This is a genomic window from Dokdonia pacifica (assembly GCF_900188275.1).
In the GTDB taxonomy this organism is placed as follows: Bacteria; Bacteroidota; Bacteroidia; order Flavobacteriales; family Flavobacteriaceae; genus Dokdonia; species Dokdonia pacifica.
Genome location: NZ_FZNY01000001.1, coordinates 435,857 through 450,400, shown reverse-complemented (window position 1 = coordinate 450,400; position 14,544 = coordinate 435,857). Strand labels below are relative to the sequence as shown.

General features: G+C 34.5%; 18 protein-coding genes. 9 read left to right on the top strand and 9 right to left on the bottom strand.

All coding sequences use genetic code 11. The features are described 5' to 3' along the window. The first annotated feature begins 26 nt into the window (after positions 1-26). The 9 genes from CHB80_RS02040 to merA all read left to right on the top strand — a co-directional run bounded on the left by CHB80_RS02040 (position 27) and on the right by merA (position 6,296). The gene (locus CHB80_RS02040) at positions 27-398 is read left to right on the top strand and encodes an ArsR/SmtB family transcription factor (RefSeq protein ID WP_089369761.1); all 372 of its coding nucleotides are present in this window, start codon (positions 27-29) and stop codon (positions 396-398) included. Positions 399-408: 10 nt separating this feature from the next. Further along, the gene (merTP, locus tag CHB80_RS02035; protein ID WP_089369760.1) at positions 409-1,005 is read left to right on the top strand and encodes a mercuric transport protein MerTP; all 597 of its coding nucleotides are present in this window, start codon (positions 409-411) and stop codon (positions 1,003-1,005) included. Positions 1,006-1,016: 11 nt separating this feature from the next. Beyond that, positions 1,017-1,367, top strand: coding sequence for a heavy-metal-associated domain-containing protein (locus tag CHB80_RS02030; protein ID WP_009780796.1), 351 nt, complete (start codon positions 1,017-1,019; stop codon positions 1,365-1,367). 87 nt (positions 1,368-1,454) lie between these two features. Beyond that, on the top strand, positions 1,455-1,682 hold the full coding sequence (locus tag CHB80_RS02025; protein ID WP_028375391.1) for a hypothetical protein: 228 nt from the start codon (positions 1,455-1,457) through the stop codon (positions 1,680-1,682). 22 nt (positions 1,683-1,704) lie between these two features. Continuing rightward, positions 1,705-2,106 (top strand): hypothetical protein, encoded by a 402-nt coding sequence (locus CHB80_RS02020; protein ID WP_125411752.1) that lies wholly within the window; start codon positions 1,705-1,707, stop codon positions 2,104-2,106. 59 nt (positions 2,107-2,165) lie between these two features. Continuing rightward, positions 2,166-3,095 (top strand): hypothetical protein, encoded by a 930-nt coding sequence (locus CHB80_RS02015; RefSeq protein ID WP_089369759.1) that lies wholly within the window; start codon positions 2,166-2,168, stop codon positions 3,093-3,095. A gap of 116 nt (positions 3,096-3,211) precedes the next feature. Then, positions 3,212-3,841 carry a DUF2652 domain-containing protein gene (locus tag CHB80_RS02010; protein WP_051621212.1) on the top strand — a complete coding sequence of 210 codons (630 nt, stop codon included), beginning with the start codon at positions 3,212-3,214 and terminating at the stop codon, positions 3,839-3,841. Positions 3,842-3,901: 60 nt separating this feature from the next. Beyond that, on the top strand, positions 3,902-4,510 hold the full coding sequence (merB, locus tag CHB80_RS02005; RefSeq protein WP_026775753.1) for an organomercurial lyase: 609 nt from the start codon (positions 3,902-3,904) through the stop codon (positions 4,508-4,510). A gap of 52 nt (positions 4,511-4,562) precedes the next feature. Continuing rightward, complete coding sequence (merA, locus tag CHB80_RS02000; RefSeq protein ID WP_089369758.1) at positions 4,563-6,296, top strand: mercury(II) reductase; 1,734 nt, start codon at positions 4,563-4,565, stop codon at positions 6,294-6,296. A gap of 27 nt (positions 6,297-6,323) precedes the next feature. Here the strand turns inward: merA and CHB80_RS01995 are convergent, their stop codons facing one another. The 9 genes from CHB80_RS01995 to CHB80_RS01955 form a co-directional block, all read right to left on the bottom strand. Next, on the bottom strand, positions 6,324-6,986 hold the full coding sequence (locus CHB80_RS01995; protein ID WP_089369757.1) for a P-loop NTPase family protein: 663 nt from the start codon (positions 6,984-6,986) through the stop codon (positions 6,324-6,326). Next, positions 6,970-7,689 carry a hypothetical protein gene (locus tag CHB80_RS01990; RefSeq protein WP_089369756.1) on the bottom strand — a complete coding sequence of 240 codons (720 nt, stop codon included), beginning with the start codon at positions 7,687-7,689 and terminating at the stop codon, positions 6,970-6,972. The genes CHB80_RS01995 and CHB80_RS01990 overlap by 17 nt, the downstream gene beginning before the upstream one ends. Before the next feature lie 3 nt (positions 7,690-7,692). Next, the gene (locus tag CHB80_RS01985; protein ID WP_089369755.1) at positions 7,693-7,977 is read right to left on the bottom strand and encodes a helix-turn-helix domain-containing protein; all 285 of its coding nucleotides are present in this window, start codon (positions 7,975-7,977) and stop codon (positions 7,693-7,695) included. 313 nt (positions 7,978-8,290) lie between these two features. Beyond that, a complete protein-coding gene (locus CHB80_RS01980; protein ID WP_089369754.1) occupies positions 8,291-9,127 on the bottom strand; it encodes an RteC domain-containing protein in 837 nt (278 codons plus the stop codon). Between the two features lie 258 nt (positions 9,128-9,385). Continuing rightward, a complete protein-coding gene (locus CHB80_RS01975; RefSeq protein WP_089369753.1) occupies positions 9,386-10,303 on the bottom strand; it encodes a helix-turn-helix domain-containing protein in 918 nt (305 codons plus the stop codon). Between the two features lie 15 nt (positions 10,304-10,318). Then, positions 10,319-10,804: an asparaginase domain-containing protein gene (locus CHB80_RS01970; protein ID WP_089369752.1), complete on the bottom strand. Its 486-nt coding sequence runs from the start codon at positions 10,802-10,804 to the stop codon at positions 10,319-10,321. A gap of 92 nt (positions 10,805-10,896) precedes the next feature. Beyond that, positions 10,897-12,123 carry an MFS transporter gene (locus CHB80_RS01965; RefSeq protein ID WP_089369751.1) on the bottom strand — a complete coding sequence of 409 codons (1,227 nt, stop codon included), beginning with the start codon at positions 12,121-12,123 and terminating at the stop codon, positions 10,897-10,899. Beyond that, positions 12,123-14,225 carry a copper-translocating P-type ATPase gene (locus CHB80_RS01960; protein ID WP_089369750.1) on the bottom strand — a complete coding sequence of 701 codons (2,103 nt, stop codon included), beginning with the start codon at positions 14,223-14,225 and terminating at the stop codon, positions 12,123-12,125. The genes CHB80_RS01965 and CHB80_RS01960 overlap by 1 nt, the downstream gene beginning before the upstream one ends. Before the next feature lie 18 nt (positions 14,226-14,243). Then, on the bottom strand, positions 14,244-14,537 hold the full coding sequence (locus CHB80_RS01955) for a phosphoribosylpyrophosphate synthetase (RefSeq protein ID WP_089369749.1): 294 nt from the start codon (positions 14,535-14,537) through the stop codon (positions 14,244-14,246). Positions 14,538-14,544 lie beyond the last annotated feature (7 nt).

Genomic DNA, 14,544 nt, shown 5'->3' with positions numbered 1-14,544 from the left:
ATATTTGTGCGTCTAAAGTAAATAATATGAAACTTGAAATAACCTGTACAAGAGCAGAAGCCAACCATAAACAGTTATTAAACTGTATGTCAACATTGGCAAGTATGGACATAAACTTTAAAAAAATGTCTAAACTATTATCCATTGCTGGAAATGAGGTACGCTTAAAAATTCTCTACCTTATAGAAGAAGAAGGCGAAATGTGTCCTTGTGATTTAGCAGACATTCTAAAAATGAGTGTCCCTGCTATATCTCAACATATTCGTAAAATTAAAGATGCCGGAATTATTACATCACGACGCGACGGCCAAACGCTTTACTACTCATTAAATAGTGATGAAACGATGCTATTTGAAAGTATTTTTAAATCCATAGAATTAATTAAAAAAATCGCATAATTTTTAAAAAATGAAAACAGAAAACACATCAAAAAATGCAGCATATACAGGTCTGTTTGCTGCTATTGCGGCATCATCGTGTTGCATACCACCAGTTATTGCATTAATAGCAGGTGTAGGAGGAAGTGCATCAGCATTATCATGGATGGAACCCTTTAGGCCTTATTTAATAGGTTTGGCTGTAATAGCTATTGGGTATGCCTGGTATACTTACTTAAAGCCCAAAAAAGCCGATGACTGTTGCGAAGTTGATGCAAAACCAAAATGGTATCAAACCAAAGGCTTTTTAATTGGCATAACATTATTTGCTGTAGTTTCAATTGCATTTCCTTATTATTCTTCAATTTTTTACCCAGACAATAAAAAGGAAGTAGTTGTTGTAAGCCAATCTGATATTCAAACAGTTAACTTCGATGTTAAGGGAATGACCTGTACGTCTTGTGAGGAACATGTTAAACATGCCGTTAATGAATTAGAAGGTATTGTTAATGTAGCTGCTTCTTATGAGAATGCTAATGCCGAAGTGGAATTTGACAATACAAAAACATCTAAAGAAGATATAGAAAAAGCTATAAATTCAACGGGTTATAAAGTTATTAATAAATAAAAATAAATCTTATGAAAAAATTATTAGTTATATCAGGATTATTCCTTTTATTATTTTCATTTAATGCACAAGCACAATCGTGTTGTTTGCCGAAAAATGACAAAAAGGTAGAGAAAGCCAATATCAATATGCAAGAAACTAAAACAGTTACTTTAAAAGTTACAGGCATGACTTGTATGTCTTGTTCAAACCATGTAATGAAGGCTTTAGAAAAAGTAGAGGGAGTTATAGAACCGTTGGTCGAGTATAAAGAGGATAGAGCGGTTGTGACTTTCAATCCAAAGTTAACTACAGTAGAAGCCATTATTGAAGCCATTAATAAAACACCTTATAAGGCAAGTTTGATGGAGCCAAAAAGCTAGGGAAACTAAAGTCGCAAAAAAAGTTGGGGTATAATACCTCAATTTTTTTCAAACTGTATTTAAGTATTTAATTAAATAATTGTTCTAATGAAACAGTCAAAGAAGGAAGTTTTCAATCCGGACCACTTGGATTGTTGCATAGAGATTGGCGATTGCGAATTGCAAAATCCGCCACAGGAACTGATAGATAAACTAATTGGACAGCCTATTAGTGATTGTAAGAAAATTATTGAAGAGTTTCTTAAACCTAAAGAAAAATTAGTTATAAAATTTAAAAAGAAAATAGGTTTTGAAACCAAAAATGATAATAGATAATGTTAATCTAAATCTAAAAATCATGAAAAAATTAATAATCTTATTCGTAGTCATAACGTTAGTATCAGCTTTCACTGTTGGTTGTACAATTTATGATGACGAACAGATTCAAGAACAAGCTATTGATGAAAATGGAAATGATAACGGGGATGATAACCCAAACTCAACAATTGAATATACAAGCTTAATAGCAGATGAAACAACCTTACCTACTGGGGAGAGTACACTTATTACAGCAACTGCTACAGGAGAAGGACTTGAGTATTATTGGTCTGCCAGCCTTGGTGATATTGTTGGTAGCGGTGAGCAAATAACTTATACAGCTGCCATTTGTTGTTCGGGGAGCAATACTATAACATGCTCTATTAGAGATAGTCTGAATACTTGGAAGCACAAATCAGTGACTATTGAAGTTAGTTTTTAGTGACTATTACAGTTAATTAAATGAAGAAATTAATTTTTATACTTATAAGTTTATTGTTTATGTACCAAAGTGTCAATGCTCAATGTTGTTCCGCAGGAATACCTGTTGGAGGTAGTACAAATATTGGGATACTTGAAAAGAATAATTTTCGATTCACTTCTTATTTTAGTTATAGTGAATCTGCGGGCTATTTATCTGGTAATGATAAGTCTAAATTTAATCTCGTAAAAAGGGCTAGTTATCAATATGCTGGAACTATTTTGTCTTATGGACTATTTAATAAGCTCACAGTAGAAACAGAGTTTGGGTATTATTTAGATAAAACACAAATTTATGATTTTCAATCTGATGTAAACATCAAAAACCAAGGCATTAGCAATGGTATAATTTCGGCAAAGTATAATGTTTTAGCAAATTTAACCAATCCTTTTGAGTGGACTATTTCAACAGGTGTTAAGTTCCCTTTTATTTTAGATTATGCAAGAGAAAACAATGTAGTATTGCCAAGGGATGTTCAAACATCATCACACGCATTGGGAATTATTGGTCAATCTTTTTTATACAAAGGCTATCCCATTAATGGCATTCAATTATTCTTAATTAATAGAATAGAGATTAATTACAAAGATTATAAAGATTATAAATTTGGACCCGCATTGATTTCAGCATTCTTTTTTTCTTATAATTTGGAACAATCCAATTATACGGGAATTGCCCAGATAAGACACGAATTTAGAGGAAAAGATGCGTTTGAAGACAGAAAGCTCGATGCCACAGGAGGTCATTTGGTTTTCCTGTCACCGCAGTTAAATTATTCAATAGAAAAATGGAATTTTTCACTGCTTGTTGATATCCCTGTTTACAGATATTATAATGGCACACAACTGGGAAACACTTTTACGGCATCGTTTTACGTTACAAAAGATTTCGATTTGGCTTCTAACAAAGCCGAATTGCCATTTTTAAACAATAATACTGCTAAAAATTAATTTGAATGAGGCAAATAAACGATGGTTAAGAATTGAAGCTTATGTAGCCAGTCTTTCAATTAAACTTTATCGGTATAGTCATTTAACTTTTAAATAAATTAAAACATTTCGCCAAAATGGAAGTTTGTCACACAAATAAACAATCTCTAATTCTTATTCCGGACATCAGCGGATTCACAAAGTACGTTGCTTCGTGTAATATAGAACATAGCCAAGATAAAATTGCATTGCTGTTGGAATCCTTATTGGAAAACAATTCCCTGAAATTTAAAATTTCTGAAATTGAAGGTGATGCTATATTATTTTACAGTTATGATTTTCCATTTTCCGCAGCGGAAATAATTAGTCAATGTCAATTGATGTTCGACAAATTTCATCAAAGAATAGATGAATTTAAACGATCGAAATGTATGTGTGAGTCTTGCCAAAATCTATATAACCTTTCACTAAAATTTGTGCTTCATTTTGGACAACTTGGCTCTGTAATGGTAAAAGACTATTGTAAACTCTTTGGTAAAGATTTAATAATAGCACATCGGCTTCTTAAAAACAAAATTAGCTCAAATGAGTACATACTTTTCACGGAAAATTTTAGCAATCAATTTCCACTTATAGGCACTCATCTTGATAACCATACGGAATTGGTCAACGACATTTTCAATTTAGAAGACATCGGTGATATTGGTATTACTTATTTCGATTTGAAGGCATTAAGTTTAAAGAACAGACAAGGTACGACTTGTTAAAATGATCAGCATTTTCTTCGTGCGGAAAATGAAATAAACATAATCTAAATTATATACAAAATGAAAACAGCAAAGCAATATTTGGGCAAACAATTAAACACCATGTTATCTGAAATTCAACTTGATGATAATAATTTTATCGTGAATGTCCAAAGGGAATTACTTAAAGGCAATCCACTGCCAAAAACAACATTTTATGCACTTATCGATGCAACTAAAGAGAAAGCTGATTCACTGTTGGAATTATTAGGAGAGCTAAATGAAAATAACCAAATTACAGCCTTTTCTGGTTTGTCGATTACACCTACCAACCACAAGTTTATAGTGCAAGGCAAAACACTTTATACTTGGTGTGCATTAGACGCTATATTGTTTACCGAATGGCTGGATGTTTCGTCCCAAATTATATCTCAAGACCCAATTGACAATTCTATAATTGAGTTGAATATTGAATGCGATCATTTGATATCATCTAATCCATATCCAATATTTCTCTCTTTGATTGAAAAAATGGACTCTTGCAATATCAGAGGTTCCTTTTGCAATCACGTCTTTTTTTTTGCAAGCGAACAAACCGCAAAACAATGGCTTGACAGCAATGTAAATGGCAAGATATTAACCATGGAAGATTTATTTGAATCGAATAAAATTGGCTTAAAATGTTGTTAAAAATAATCACCTATATTTATTAAGCACCACATAAAAACAAATCATTTTTAATATGAAGAATATATTTAAAAAGAAAAACGAGTTATCTCAAAAAACAGAAACTGTTTCATTACAGATAGAAGGAATGACCTGTAGCGGTTGTTCTTCTCATATTGAAAAAGATATGAATAAAACAGAGGGAGTTGTAAGCAGTGCTGTAAATCACGAAACCGGTAAAGGCGAATTTACTTTTGATACCGACAAGTTGAATAAATCTGCAATTGTAGATGCTGTAAATGGCGTCGGTATGTATTCGGTTGTTAATGGTAATGAAAAAGAGGATTGTTGTGATTCAACTTCGGATAGCACGACAAATAAAGCGTCCAACAAAGGAAAAAATCAATTCGATTTAATTGTTATTGGTGGTGGTTCTGCGGCATTTTCCGCAGCCATAAAGGCCGAAAGTTTAGGGCTTACCACGCTTATGGTAAATGGCGGTTTAGATTTTGGCGGAACCTGTGTAAATGTAGGTTGTGTACCTTCTAAAAATTTAATCCGTGCGGCTGAAACGGCTTACCACGCAACACATTCTAATTTTGCAGGAATAAAACCAAAAGGTGCTGACATTGATTTTGCTCAAATAATAAAAGATAAAAAAGCATTGGTTGCAGCCCTGCAACAGCAAAAGTATATGGATGTTGTGAGTGATTTTGAAAACTTAACGATGCTAAAAGGATGGGCAGAATTTGTAAATAACAACACCATTATTGTTGATGGTAAAGACACTTATACTGCAACAAACGTTGTTATAGCAACAGGTGCAACCACGAATATTCCAAATATTGAAGGATTAAATGAAGTTGGGTATTTAACTAATGTGTCCTTATTCGATTTGGAGGAAAAACCCAAAAGCTTGACCATAATGGGCGCAGGTTATATCGGATTGGAAATGGCAATGGCATATAATCGTTTAGGAGTAAAAGTACGTATCATAGAATTTACCGATAGGCCTTTGCGAAGTCAAACCGAAGACATTACTGATGTTTTAGTTGAACAAATGAAAAGTGAAGGGATTGAAATTCTTCCAAATTTTAGAGCTTTTAAATTTGAAAAAGAGGGCAACGATACTATTATTCATTGTAACTGTCCTGATGGTTCTACAACACAAATTGTTGAAAAAGGACATATTGTTGTTGCTACAGGAACCACACCAAATACCTCTAAATTAGGACTTGAAAATATAGACCTAAAACTATCAGAAAGAGGGCATATTGTGGTTAATGAGAAAATGGAAACTAATGTTTCTAATATTTATGGCGCAGGTGATGCTACAAATACACCGCCATTTGTATATACAGCAGCAACCGAAGGCAGCACAGCAGTTAACAATGCATTTTCATTATCAAAACAAAGTGTAGATTATGCATCCTTACCATGGGTAGTATTTACAGACCCACAAATTGCAGGTGCTGGCATGGATGAATATGAAGCCGAGAAAGAAGGTATTCCTTTTGAAGTATCAAAATTAGAGTTGTCTCACGTTCCAAGAGCCTTGGCAGCTCAGGATACCAGAGGTTTCATTAAATTAATTCGCAATACAGTAACAGATAAATTAATTGGAGCTAGAGTAGTAGCACCAGAAGGTGGCGAACTAATTCAACAATTAAGTATGGCTATTAAATATGGCATTACTATAAAAGACTTGGCTGAAAGTTTTTATCCATATTTGACATTAGGCGAAGGGATTAAATTAGCGGCTATTACTTTTGGAAAAGATGTTTCAAAATTGAGTTGTTGTGCGAGCTAGTTGACATAATTAAAATCAAATTTAAGTTCACTTCCTCTTATCCCCAGCCTCTTTATCAAAAGCAATAAGATTAAACAATTCTCGCATTCGGCTACGAATACGATTGCCATAACGTTCTTCTAATTCTTCGGCATTAAGGTTGGTGGTAGCGTGAGTTTTTACTTTATGTTTGGTGGATAGATATAATTCGTATCGAGATAGAAGCACTTCACCCATCACATTCAAATCTTTGCCATAGAAACGTCCAACAGGCTCAATACCTAAATCATCAAAACAGAAAAATTTAGTATTACCATATTCCTCAATGGTCTTAAAACCAAGATGGTTAAAACTAAAGGTTACGTTCCTACAAGGAATCATTTCATAAGGTCTTTGCATTGGCACAATATATCTCAGCAATTTCATTAAGCTGGTTTTACCACAACCAACTGGTCCGGAAAGCAGGATTCCTTTATCCATATCTATACCAAAGCTTTTGCAATTATCTTTATCCTTAATGAAGTAAGAGCAGAGCTTCAGAAGTATATCTCTATCTTCGTCATAAATCTTGAACTTTTCACCAAAAAGTAGTTTTCCTTTAGCATTCAAATAGATTAATATTTTTGGAAAATCGTACAATATACTTTTACCATCAAATTTTCCTAGCGAATACTCCACGCCACCTTCGGTAATTTTAGAGGGGTTGTCCATAATCTTTGTTTTTAGTGGTTCGCAAGTTGTCCTTGATTTGGGACGCTTGTTTTTTGTTTGATTCGTTTTTTTCGTCGAATAATTCTGTTCTGTCCATCCAATTTGTGGCTAGAGCTCGCCAATCGCGAATTGCTTGCCCATCGCTTGTTTGCCAGTTCCGAGTTTCATAGTGCTCAAAGAACTTTTTCCCCTCATCTGCATCAAAACCATTTTCTTCAAAAAAATCAATAACCGCCTGCCTGCCTTTTGGCTGTTTTATATAGTTTTCTTGTTTGGTATTGTTTGTATTAGATACCAGTACTTGTCCATTTATGGGATGGTGCTGTCCCACAACTGGTTCACGTATGGGATAGTACTGTTCCGCAAGCTGTTCTAATGTGGGATTGTACCGTCCCATATCTGGTTCGTTACTTGTACCAATAATGGACATCTTGATTTTACTGCCTTTATAGGGATTGTTAGATGGGAAATAGGCTAAATAAAGCCACGAATCCAAATCCGTAACGCAGCGGTGGTATGTGGATTTTGAGCCTATTTTAGCACAGCGCATCAAATCTCTACGATTCACATAAAACTCATCTGCAAAGCGACTACTGTTCCATTCTTGGAACAGCGCCATATACAGACTGATATGGGTAGGATTTAGGCGGTCATCAAAATAGAACTTTTCAAAAGCCGCATTAAGTAGCTTTATATAGTTCATTATTTAGGATTTTGAACCGTGCTGTACACGGTTTGAAGTCATTATATTTTGTATTTCCTCGGCATCGTAGTAGATAATACCACCAACTTTAGTGTAAGGCAAAGTGCCATTGATACGAAGATTTTGTAAAGTACCTGGACTTACCTGAAGCAAATCCATAACCTCAGAAGATTTGAGGTATCTCTTGAGTTTTCCAGTAGCTTGTTTGGATAATAATTTTTTGAGGTCATCGAGTAATTCCATTTTGAATTCCTGAAGGTCGTCTGTTGTAATAATACTTGTCGGCATAATAGAACGGTTTTTAAAGTAAGAGACTATCGCATCGTTGTCAATTAATTTGATAGCCTCTGACCTGATTTGACTTTCGTTCTACAAATTTGAATAGCTTTAATGGATTTTATTCCCCAGTATAACCGTACTACGGTCAAAATTTAACATTTTGAAATTTCAATTGTTTTAGTAGTGTTTGAAGGTGTTTCCGTAACTAACAGACCTTGAAATTGTATCAAAATTTATGGAAAACAGGTGTGTAATATGATTACCGTAGGTCAACCGTAGTACGGTCTTATTTTAACAAATAAAGGAAGAAACAAACCAATAACTATTCCTCACTTTTGTCCATTTCCGAAAGAAGGGAAGTAGTTAGCTGGTCAAGAAACAATGTCCGGCTATTTTTCCTGTTCTTTATGTCCTGATAGGTTTTATAGATTTCCTTCGGGGTAAAGTCGAATACCTCTTGCAAAATTTTAGATAATTTAATAATGCTTAGACCTTTTTGTTTTGCAATTCCATTCGCGGATAATGCATAGAGAAGTTCTACCCAATCCGTATTGGTGAATGGCCAAGGAATTTTTTCTGTAGGTTTTATATTCACGTTATTGCCGTTCAATCTGTTTTTAATAGAATGTTTCTTTTGGTCCATATAGTTGATAAGAGAAATATACGCCTTGAATTTTCCCAAAAGCATATCTCGTGGTGTACAAAAATCCGGGTCTTGGAAATAGAATTTGGAAGTAGTAATATGGTAAGTATTAAGATGGGCTCTGGTATAGTAGGCTCTATCGAAGTGAGTTGCCCCAGATTTTACGTACTGGCCGAAGTCAATATTATAAAGGAAAAATCGATTTAATTTGTTAATCTTCTTTTTTACAAATTTTAACTGGGCAGCTCTGTCCGCTTTAGGAAATTGAATTTCAAAAGAATGAATCTCTGAGAAGTATATAAGTTTAACTAACGGTATTTGCTTGATTTTTTTGAAGAAGAATACTTCTTTATCAACACTGTCAAAATCATTGGCCAAAATTTCTCTTTTAAAAACACTAAGCAAATTTCTACTTAACTCGATGGAACGATAGGATTGTTCCAAAATCGGTAGATTTTCGAGCCTTATCTCGTCTAAAGCTACGAGAAGATTTTTGCCTAACATTTCTAAATCCATTTGCAGCCATAAATACAGTTATACCCAACAATATTGTGGGCAGTCTTGGTTTCGGTTGGTTAGTTGTTGTTAGAATTCTTTAGTTAGCAAATGCGTAGAACAGGTACTTTAAAAAGTAGGTGTTTTTATGACAAGGGGCAGCTAAAGAACTAATGAAATGTAATAACATAATTTTGAAAGAAGGACATTTTATTCCGTAGATATCTACGGAATAAACCGTATATTCCTACGGTAATTGTGGTCAAGCTAGGAATAATGCTACTTCGTTTTTTTTCGATAGAGACTAATGAATTGCCTTCTGTTTCTTACACCAGTTTTTTTGTAGATGTTAGAGGCGTGTTTGGATACGGTGCTTTCTGCAATGAATAAATCCTTGGCGATTTGTTTATAACTAAGGTTACTGAGAATTGACAAGGTAATCTCTATTTCTCTTCTGGTTAGATTTTCATAAATAATTTTTGTGTCGGCTGAGTGAATTGCCTGTTCTTTGCTCATTGCAAATACCTCGTACATTTTGGTTTTATTTTCTAAAAAGTAAAGGTGTCTATCTATCTCAATAATTGTAATGGCGTAGAAAGATGCATTCATAACTGTAAAGGTTAACCATTGATAATCTCCAATAAGTGTTAATACAGGTAATAGCGCTATACTTGCCACGCTAATCATCGATAGTTTGTTTCGACGTAAGATGTACTCATTTGGATTGCTTGGATTGGAAATTCTCTCATAAAACATCCCTAAGAACAAAAAGGCGATAATTGAGGCGGGGATAGTAAAAAGCAGTCTTGAAGACTTCAAGGAAGATGTGTAGAAGTATGGAATTAAAAAGAGGATGATAAAACTTACCGAGACTAAAATTGCTAAATTTCGGATAGAAGAATTATACTTTAAAACCACAATATCATATTCCTTGTACAAATAGTAAACGATATAAACACAGAGCGCTATGGCAACACCATAGGTTATGACATACTGAAGAATAAAAGGTCCTGGAAAATTTTCAATAGGTAAGAACCCACCTGTTATATTGTATGTTATAAACAGGATGCCCAGATAAAAAAATCTTTTATATCCGCTAGAATCCTTTCGAGTAGAATAGTAAAGTGTAAACAATACAATGACAGTATCTAATAAAAGATAGAAAAAAGTTGTCCAATGTATCGAGGTTCCAAACATAGTGCATACCGAACCTTATATGGATTCAAATCGATTGTTCTGATTATTTTTTTTCACATTAACCCAATTAAAAATTGTTCCGTTCATAGCGATATACACTCCTGGTTCTAGAATCTGAAGCGCAGAAAGAGCAAAGCCCAAATTGAAAGGAGCATCGGTATTCTTTTTTGTTCCCAAAATAAATGCGCCAGTGAGTACAATAGTTTTATTGAGGGCAAGCCTGCCTAAAAACTGAGCCGTTTCAACCATTGTAATAGTACCGTGAGTCAATAATATTTTGTCTGAGTCATTAGATTTTATTTTTTCGGCTATTAGTTCTCTGTCATCATCATTAATAAACCGACTATCTTTGTTCAGAATTTTTTCAATAGTATATTTTAATGCAACTCGGGCGTTGGAAAGTATATCGTCAATTGCAACTGTAGTCGTTTGTTTTTGATTAAGGTTTTCATAATCAAGACCTTCAATCGTACCGCCTGTTGAAATAATATGAGTTCTCATAACTTAATAGTTTTTTTGCTAATTTTTTTGTTTTTGAGTTGTTGATTTATGAATCATCAAATGCTTATTATGATTTTTTTGAAATTTATATTTCACGTTAAGGTATCTTTCAATTTCATTGAGGGTAAAACAAATCCTATTGAAATTAAAATAACCGACCCAGCAATAATAAAGGGATAATAAAAACCAGCAGCAACTAACCATGTTCCTATAATTGGACCCAAAATCTGGCCAATGCTATTGGTAGAACTTTGTATGGAAATATTTCTACCAGTATTCTCTTGGGATATTAATGAGACCGCTGAAAGTAGGTTTGGTGTTACCATCGCACCACCCGCTGCGAAGACAACAATTAATCCGTACACTAAAAACTCGTTTTTGAAAAAAGGAAAGGCAATCAATGAAATTCCTGAAATGAGTAATCCTAAAATGATTTGCTTTTTAGCAGATAAAACCTTTTCCCCATAACTGGCAAAGACAGGCTGTAAAATTGCCATTACTGATCCACAAATCATGAAGCCGATACCGACTTGGTTACTATTAAATGCCAACTCGTCTTTACCATAAATGGAAAACACAGTTTCAAATAGTGTGACGACAAACTGCATCACAAAAGAAATCATTAAAATAATGATGAAGTATTTACTAAATGAAAACCGTAAGCTTCGTTTCTCTGTATTAAACTTAATTACTTTTGCTGTATTTTTTAACCATTTTGATATAATTAGTAAAACTATGAATCCTAACAGCGAAGCAAAAAGGAATGGTACTGAAAATCGGTCTAGATGCAGTAGTCCAAGGGAATATTCTAAATGTATATCTGTTTGAGATAATAAACCTCCTATGACGGGACCAAAGATAACACCAGTGCTTATGGCAACTCCGGACCATGCCATAACTTTAGTTCTTCGTTTTTCGGATGTAATATCACTTAAATATGCATTGCTAACTGGGATAACAGAAGAAGTAAATATTCCTCCAAAAATACGTGCAGTATATAGCATGGTCAAGGATGTAGCAAGACCTGTTAGTAATTGCATGATTACAAATCCAATCAAACCAATAATAATTATGGGTTTACGACCATATTTGTCCGATAGCTTTCCCCATACCACTACGAATAGTAGTTGGAAAAAAGGATAGATACTCGTGAGCAGACCAATGTGAAAATTAATAAGGTCGGTGTCGAGATTGTCTTTTAGTGCTAATCTTTCGGTATAGTAGGGAAGGGTTGGCAACAAAATACCATAGCCCAACATTACTACAAATAAACTCAACAAGATTAAAGATATCCTGTTGAGTTTTTCTCTCTTATTCATTATTTTTTGCCGATTTTTCGCTTTAATAATTGCGCATTAATTGCCACTATAATCGTACTCAAACTCATAAATACCGCACCTACTGCAGGTCCTAAAACAAAGCCTGAAGAATATAGTACACCAGCTGCTAAAGGGATGGCTACAACATTATAACCTGTAGCCCATATTAAATTCTGAATCATTTTATTGTAGGTAGCCTTTCCAAATAAAATTAAGTTGGCAATGTCCTGAGGATTGCTGTTTACCAGAATAATATCAGCCGTTTCAGCAGCTACATCAGTACCAGAACCAACAGCAATACCAACATCAGCTCTAGCTAGTGCAGGTGCATCATTAACTCCATCACCTGTCATAGCAACAAACTCTCCTTTTATTTGAAGTTCTTCAACTATTTCTACCTTTTGATGCGGTAACACTTCAGCGTAATAACCATCTAAACCAAGTTTTTCGCTAACAGCTTTGGCTGTTTTTTCGTTATCCCCAGTTGCCATCAAAACTTTAATATTATTCTTTTTAAATATTTTGATAGCTTCAGCAGATTCTGGTCTTATTTCATCAGCAAGCGCAATACAACCTGCCAATTCACCATCAATTAAAACAAATACCACAGTTTCCGCAGCATCACTATAGGCATCTTTTGGGATATCTATTTTTTCATCCCTTAAATAACCAGGACTTACTACCTTAACTTGCTTACCTTCTACAATGGCTTCTACACCTTTGCCTGTAATAGCATTAAAATTTTCTGGATTTGGAATTGCAACCTTATTTTCCTTAACTTTTTTGATAATCCCAACAGCTATTGGGTGTTCAGAACTTTGTTCCAATGCACTTGAAAGTCTTAAAATTTCTTCTGATGAATAAGACGGATGTACAGATTCTATTCTGGTAACACCAAAATCACCTTTGGTTAATGTTCCTGTTTTATCAAAAAGCAAAGCTGAAATTTTTCTGGATTCTTCAAACGCAGTTCTATTTCGGATAAGCAATCCATTTTGAGCAGATACTGCCGTAGAAATCGCAACCACCAATGGAATAGCAAGACCAAGTGCATGCGGACAGGCAATAACCATAACGGTAACCATTCTTTCTAAAGCATAGACAAACGGAAAGCCTAAAATCAACCATACTGCTAATGTTCCAAAACCAATAGCCAAAGCGATATAGGTTAACCATTTTGCAGCCCTGTCTGAAAGGTTTTGCATTTTGGATTTGGTTTTTTGTGCTTCCTCTACCATCTTGATGACTTTGTTGAGGTAGCTATCTTTTCCAGTATGTTCAACCTTTACTTTTAAGGTACTATTGCCATTTACCGAACCACCAATAACCTTATCGTTTTCATCTTTTTTTACAGGTTTAGATTCACCTGTGAGCATAGATTCATTTAGGTAACTGGAACCGTCTACTATTATTCCGTCAGCTGGAACTTTTTCACCTGGTTTTACCAAAATCACATCATCCTTCAGTAAATCTTCGAGAGGGATGTCTTCTATGGTGTCGCCTTTTACCCTATGCGCTTCTGCAGGCATCATACTCACCAACAACTGTAAGGCTTTTGACGCACCTAACACACTTTTCATTTCTATCCAATGGCCAAGCAACATTATGGCTATAAGTGTTGATAGTTCCCAGAAAAAGTCTTCACCTCTTAAACCAAAAACGGTAGCAGTACTATAAAAATAAGCTACAGAAATTGCCATAGAAATCAAGGTCATCATTCCTGGTGCACCTTTTTTGACTTCAGACCAAAACCCTTTTAAAAATGGCCAACCACCATAAAAATATACAACAGTGGAAAGTGCAAAAAGGATATATGGATTTCCTGGAAGTAAAAATTCATAACCAAAAAATTTCTGAATCATTGGCGAGAAAAACAATATGGGAATGGTAAGCACAAGTGTTACCCAAAACCGTTTTCTAAAGTCTGCAATCATCATTTTATGATGGTCGTGACCCATTTGACCGTGTCCCGGATTATGACCTGAATGGTCTCCATCTCCATGATTCATTTTAGAGTGGTCTTCTTTTTTGTGTTTCTTCTTTGAATGGTCCATTTTAGAATGGTCCATTTCTTCGTGATTGTGATGTTCGTGATTTTCCATTATTGTCTTGTTTAAGTGTTATCGTAATTTTTTTCTCATAGCTTCCGAAATGTTTTCGGCATAGACGCCATAGGCATCTACCAAAAGTCCTTTAATCCCATTTTTTGATGAAATAGCATAAAGCACACTATTATCATCGGTACTGCTCATGCCTTCAAAGCGATAGGTTTTATCCACTTCAAAATCTTCCGGGTGTATTTCAATTTTTAGTGAAGCACACTCCAAACATTCAGGTTTTAGGTTAAAATCGTATGTATAACCATTTGCCTGCAAATCGTTAATTGCTTCTGAAAGTGTGTCGTAGTTGTTCATTTTCGTT

Bases quoted from the DNA above. Each gene is read 5' to 3' on its own strand.
- CHB80_RS02040 (WP_089369761.1), top strand. From the start codon at position 27: ATGAAACTTGAAATAACCTGTACAAGAGCAGAAGCCAACCATAAACAG.
- merTP (WP_089369760.1), top strand. From the start codon at position 409: ATGAAAACAGAAAACACATCAAAAAATGCAGCATATACAGGTCTGTTT.
- CHB80_RS02030 (WP_009780796.1), top strand. From the start codon at position 1,017: ATGAAAAAATTATTAGTTATATCAGGATTATTCCTTTTATTATTTTCA.
- CHB80_RS02025 (WP_028375391.1), top strand. From the start codon at position 1,455: ATGAAACAGTCAAAGAAGGAAGTTTTCAATCCGGACCACTTGGATTGT.
- CHB80_RS02020 (WP_125411752.1), top strand. From the start codon at position 1,705: ATGAAAAAATTAATAATCTTATTCGTAGTCATAACGTTAGTATCAGCT.
- CHB80_RS02015 (WP_089369759.1), top strand. From the start codon at position 2,166: ATGTACCAAAGTGTCAATGCTCAATGTTGTTCCGCAGGAATACCTGTT.
- CHB80_RS02010 (WP_051621212.1), top strand. From the start codon at position 3,212: ATGGAAGTTTGTCACACAAATAAACAATCTCTAATTCTTATTCCGGAC.
- merB (WP_026775753.1), top strand. From the start codon at position 3,902: ATGAAAACAGCAAAGCAATATTTGGGCAAACAATTAAACACCATGTTA.
- merA (WP_089369758.1), top strand. From the start codon at position 4,563: ATGAAGAATATATTTAAAAAGAAAAACGAGTTATCTCAAAAAACAGAA.
- CHB80_RS01995 (WP_089369757.1), bottom strand. From the start codon at position 6,986: ATGGACAACCCCTCTAAAATTACCGAAGGTGGCGTGGAGTATTCGCTA.
- CHB80_RS01990 (WP_089369756.1), bottom strand. From the start codon at position 7,689: ATGAACTATATAAAGCTACTTAATGCGGCTTTTGAAAAGTTCTATTTT.
- CHB80_RS01985 (WP_089369755.1), bottom strand. From the start codon at position 7,977: ATGCCGACAAGTATTATTACAACAGACGACCTTCAGGAATTCAAAATG.
- CHB80_RS01980 (WP_089369754.1), bottom strand. From the start codon at position 9,127: ATGGATTTAGAAATGTTAGGCAAAAATCTTCTCGTAGCTTTAGACGAG.
- CHB80_RS01975 (WP_089369753.1), bottom strand. From the start codon at position 10,303: ATGTTTGGAACCTCGATACATTGGACAACTTTTTTCTATCTTTTATTA.
- CHB80_RS01970 (WP_089369752.1), bottom strand. From the start codon at position 10,804: ATGAGAACTCATATTATTTCAACAGGCGGTACGATTGAAGGTCTTGAT.
- CHB80_RS01965 (WP_089369751.1), bottom strand. From the start codon at position 12,123: ATGAATAAGAGAGAAAAACTCAACAGGATATCTTTAATCTTGTTGAGT.
- CHB80_RS01960 (WP_089369750.1), bottom strand. From the start codon at position 14,225: ATGGAAAATCACGAACATCACAATCACGAAGAAATGGACCATTCTAAA.
- CHB80_RS01955 (WP_089369749.1), bottom strand. From the start codon at position 14,537: ATGAACAACTACGACACACTTTCAGAAGCAATTAACGATTTGCAGGCA.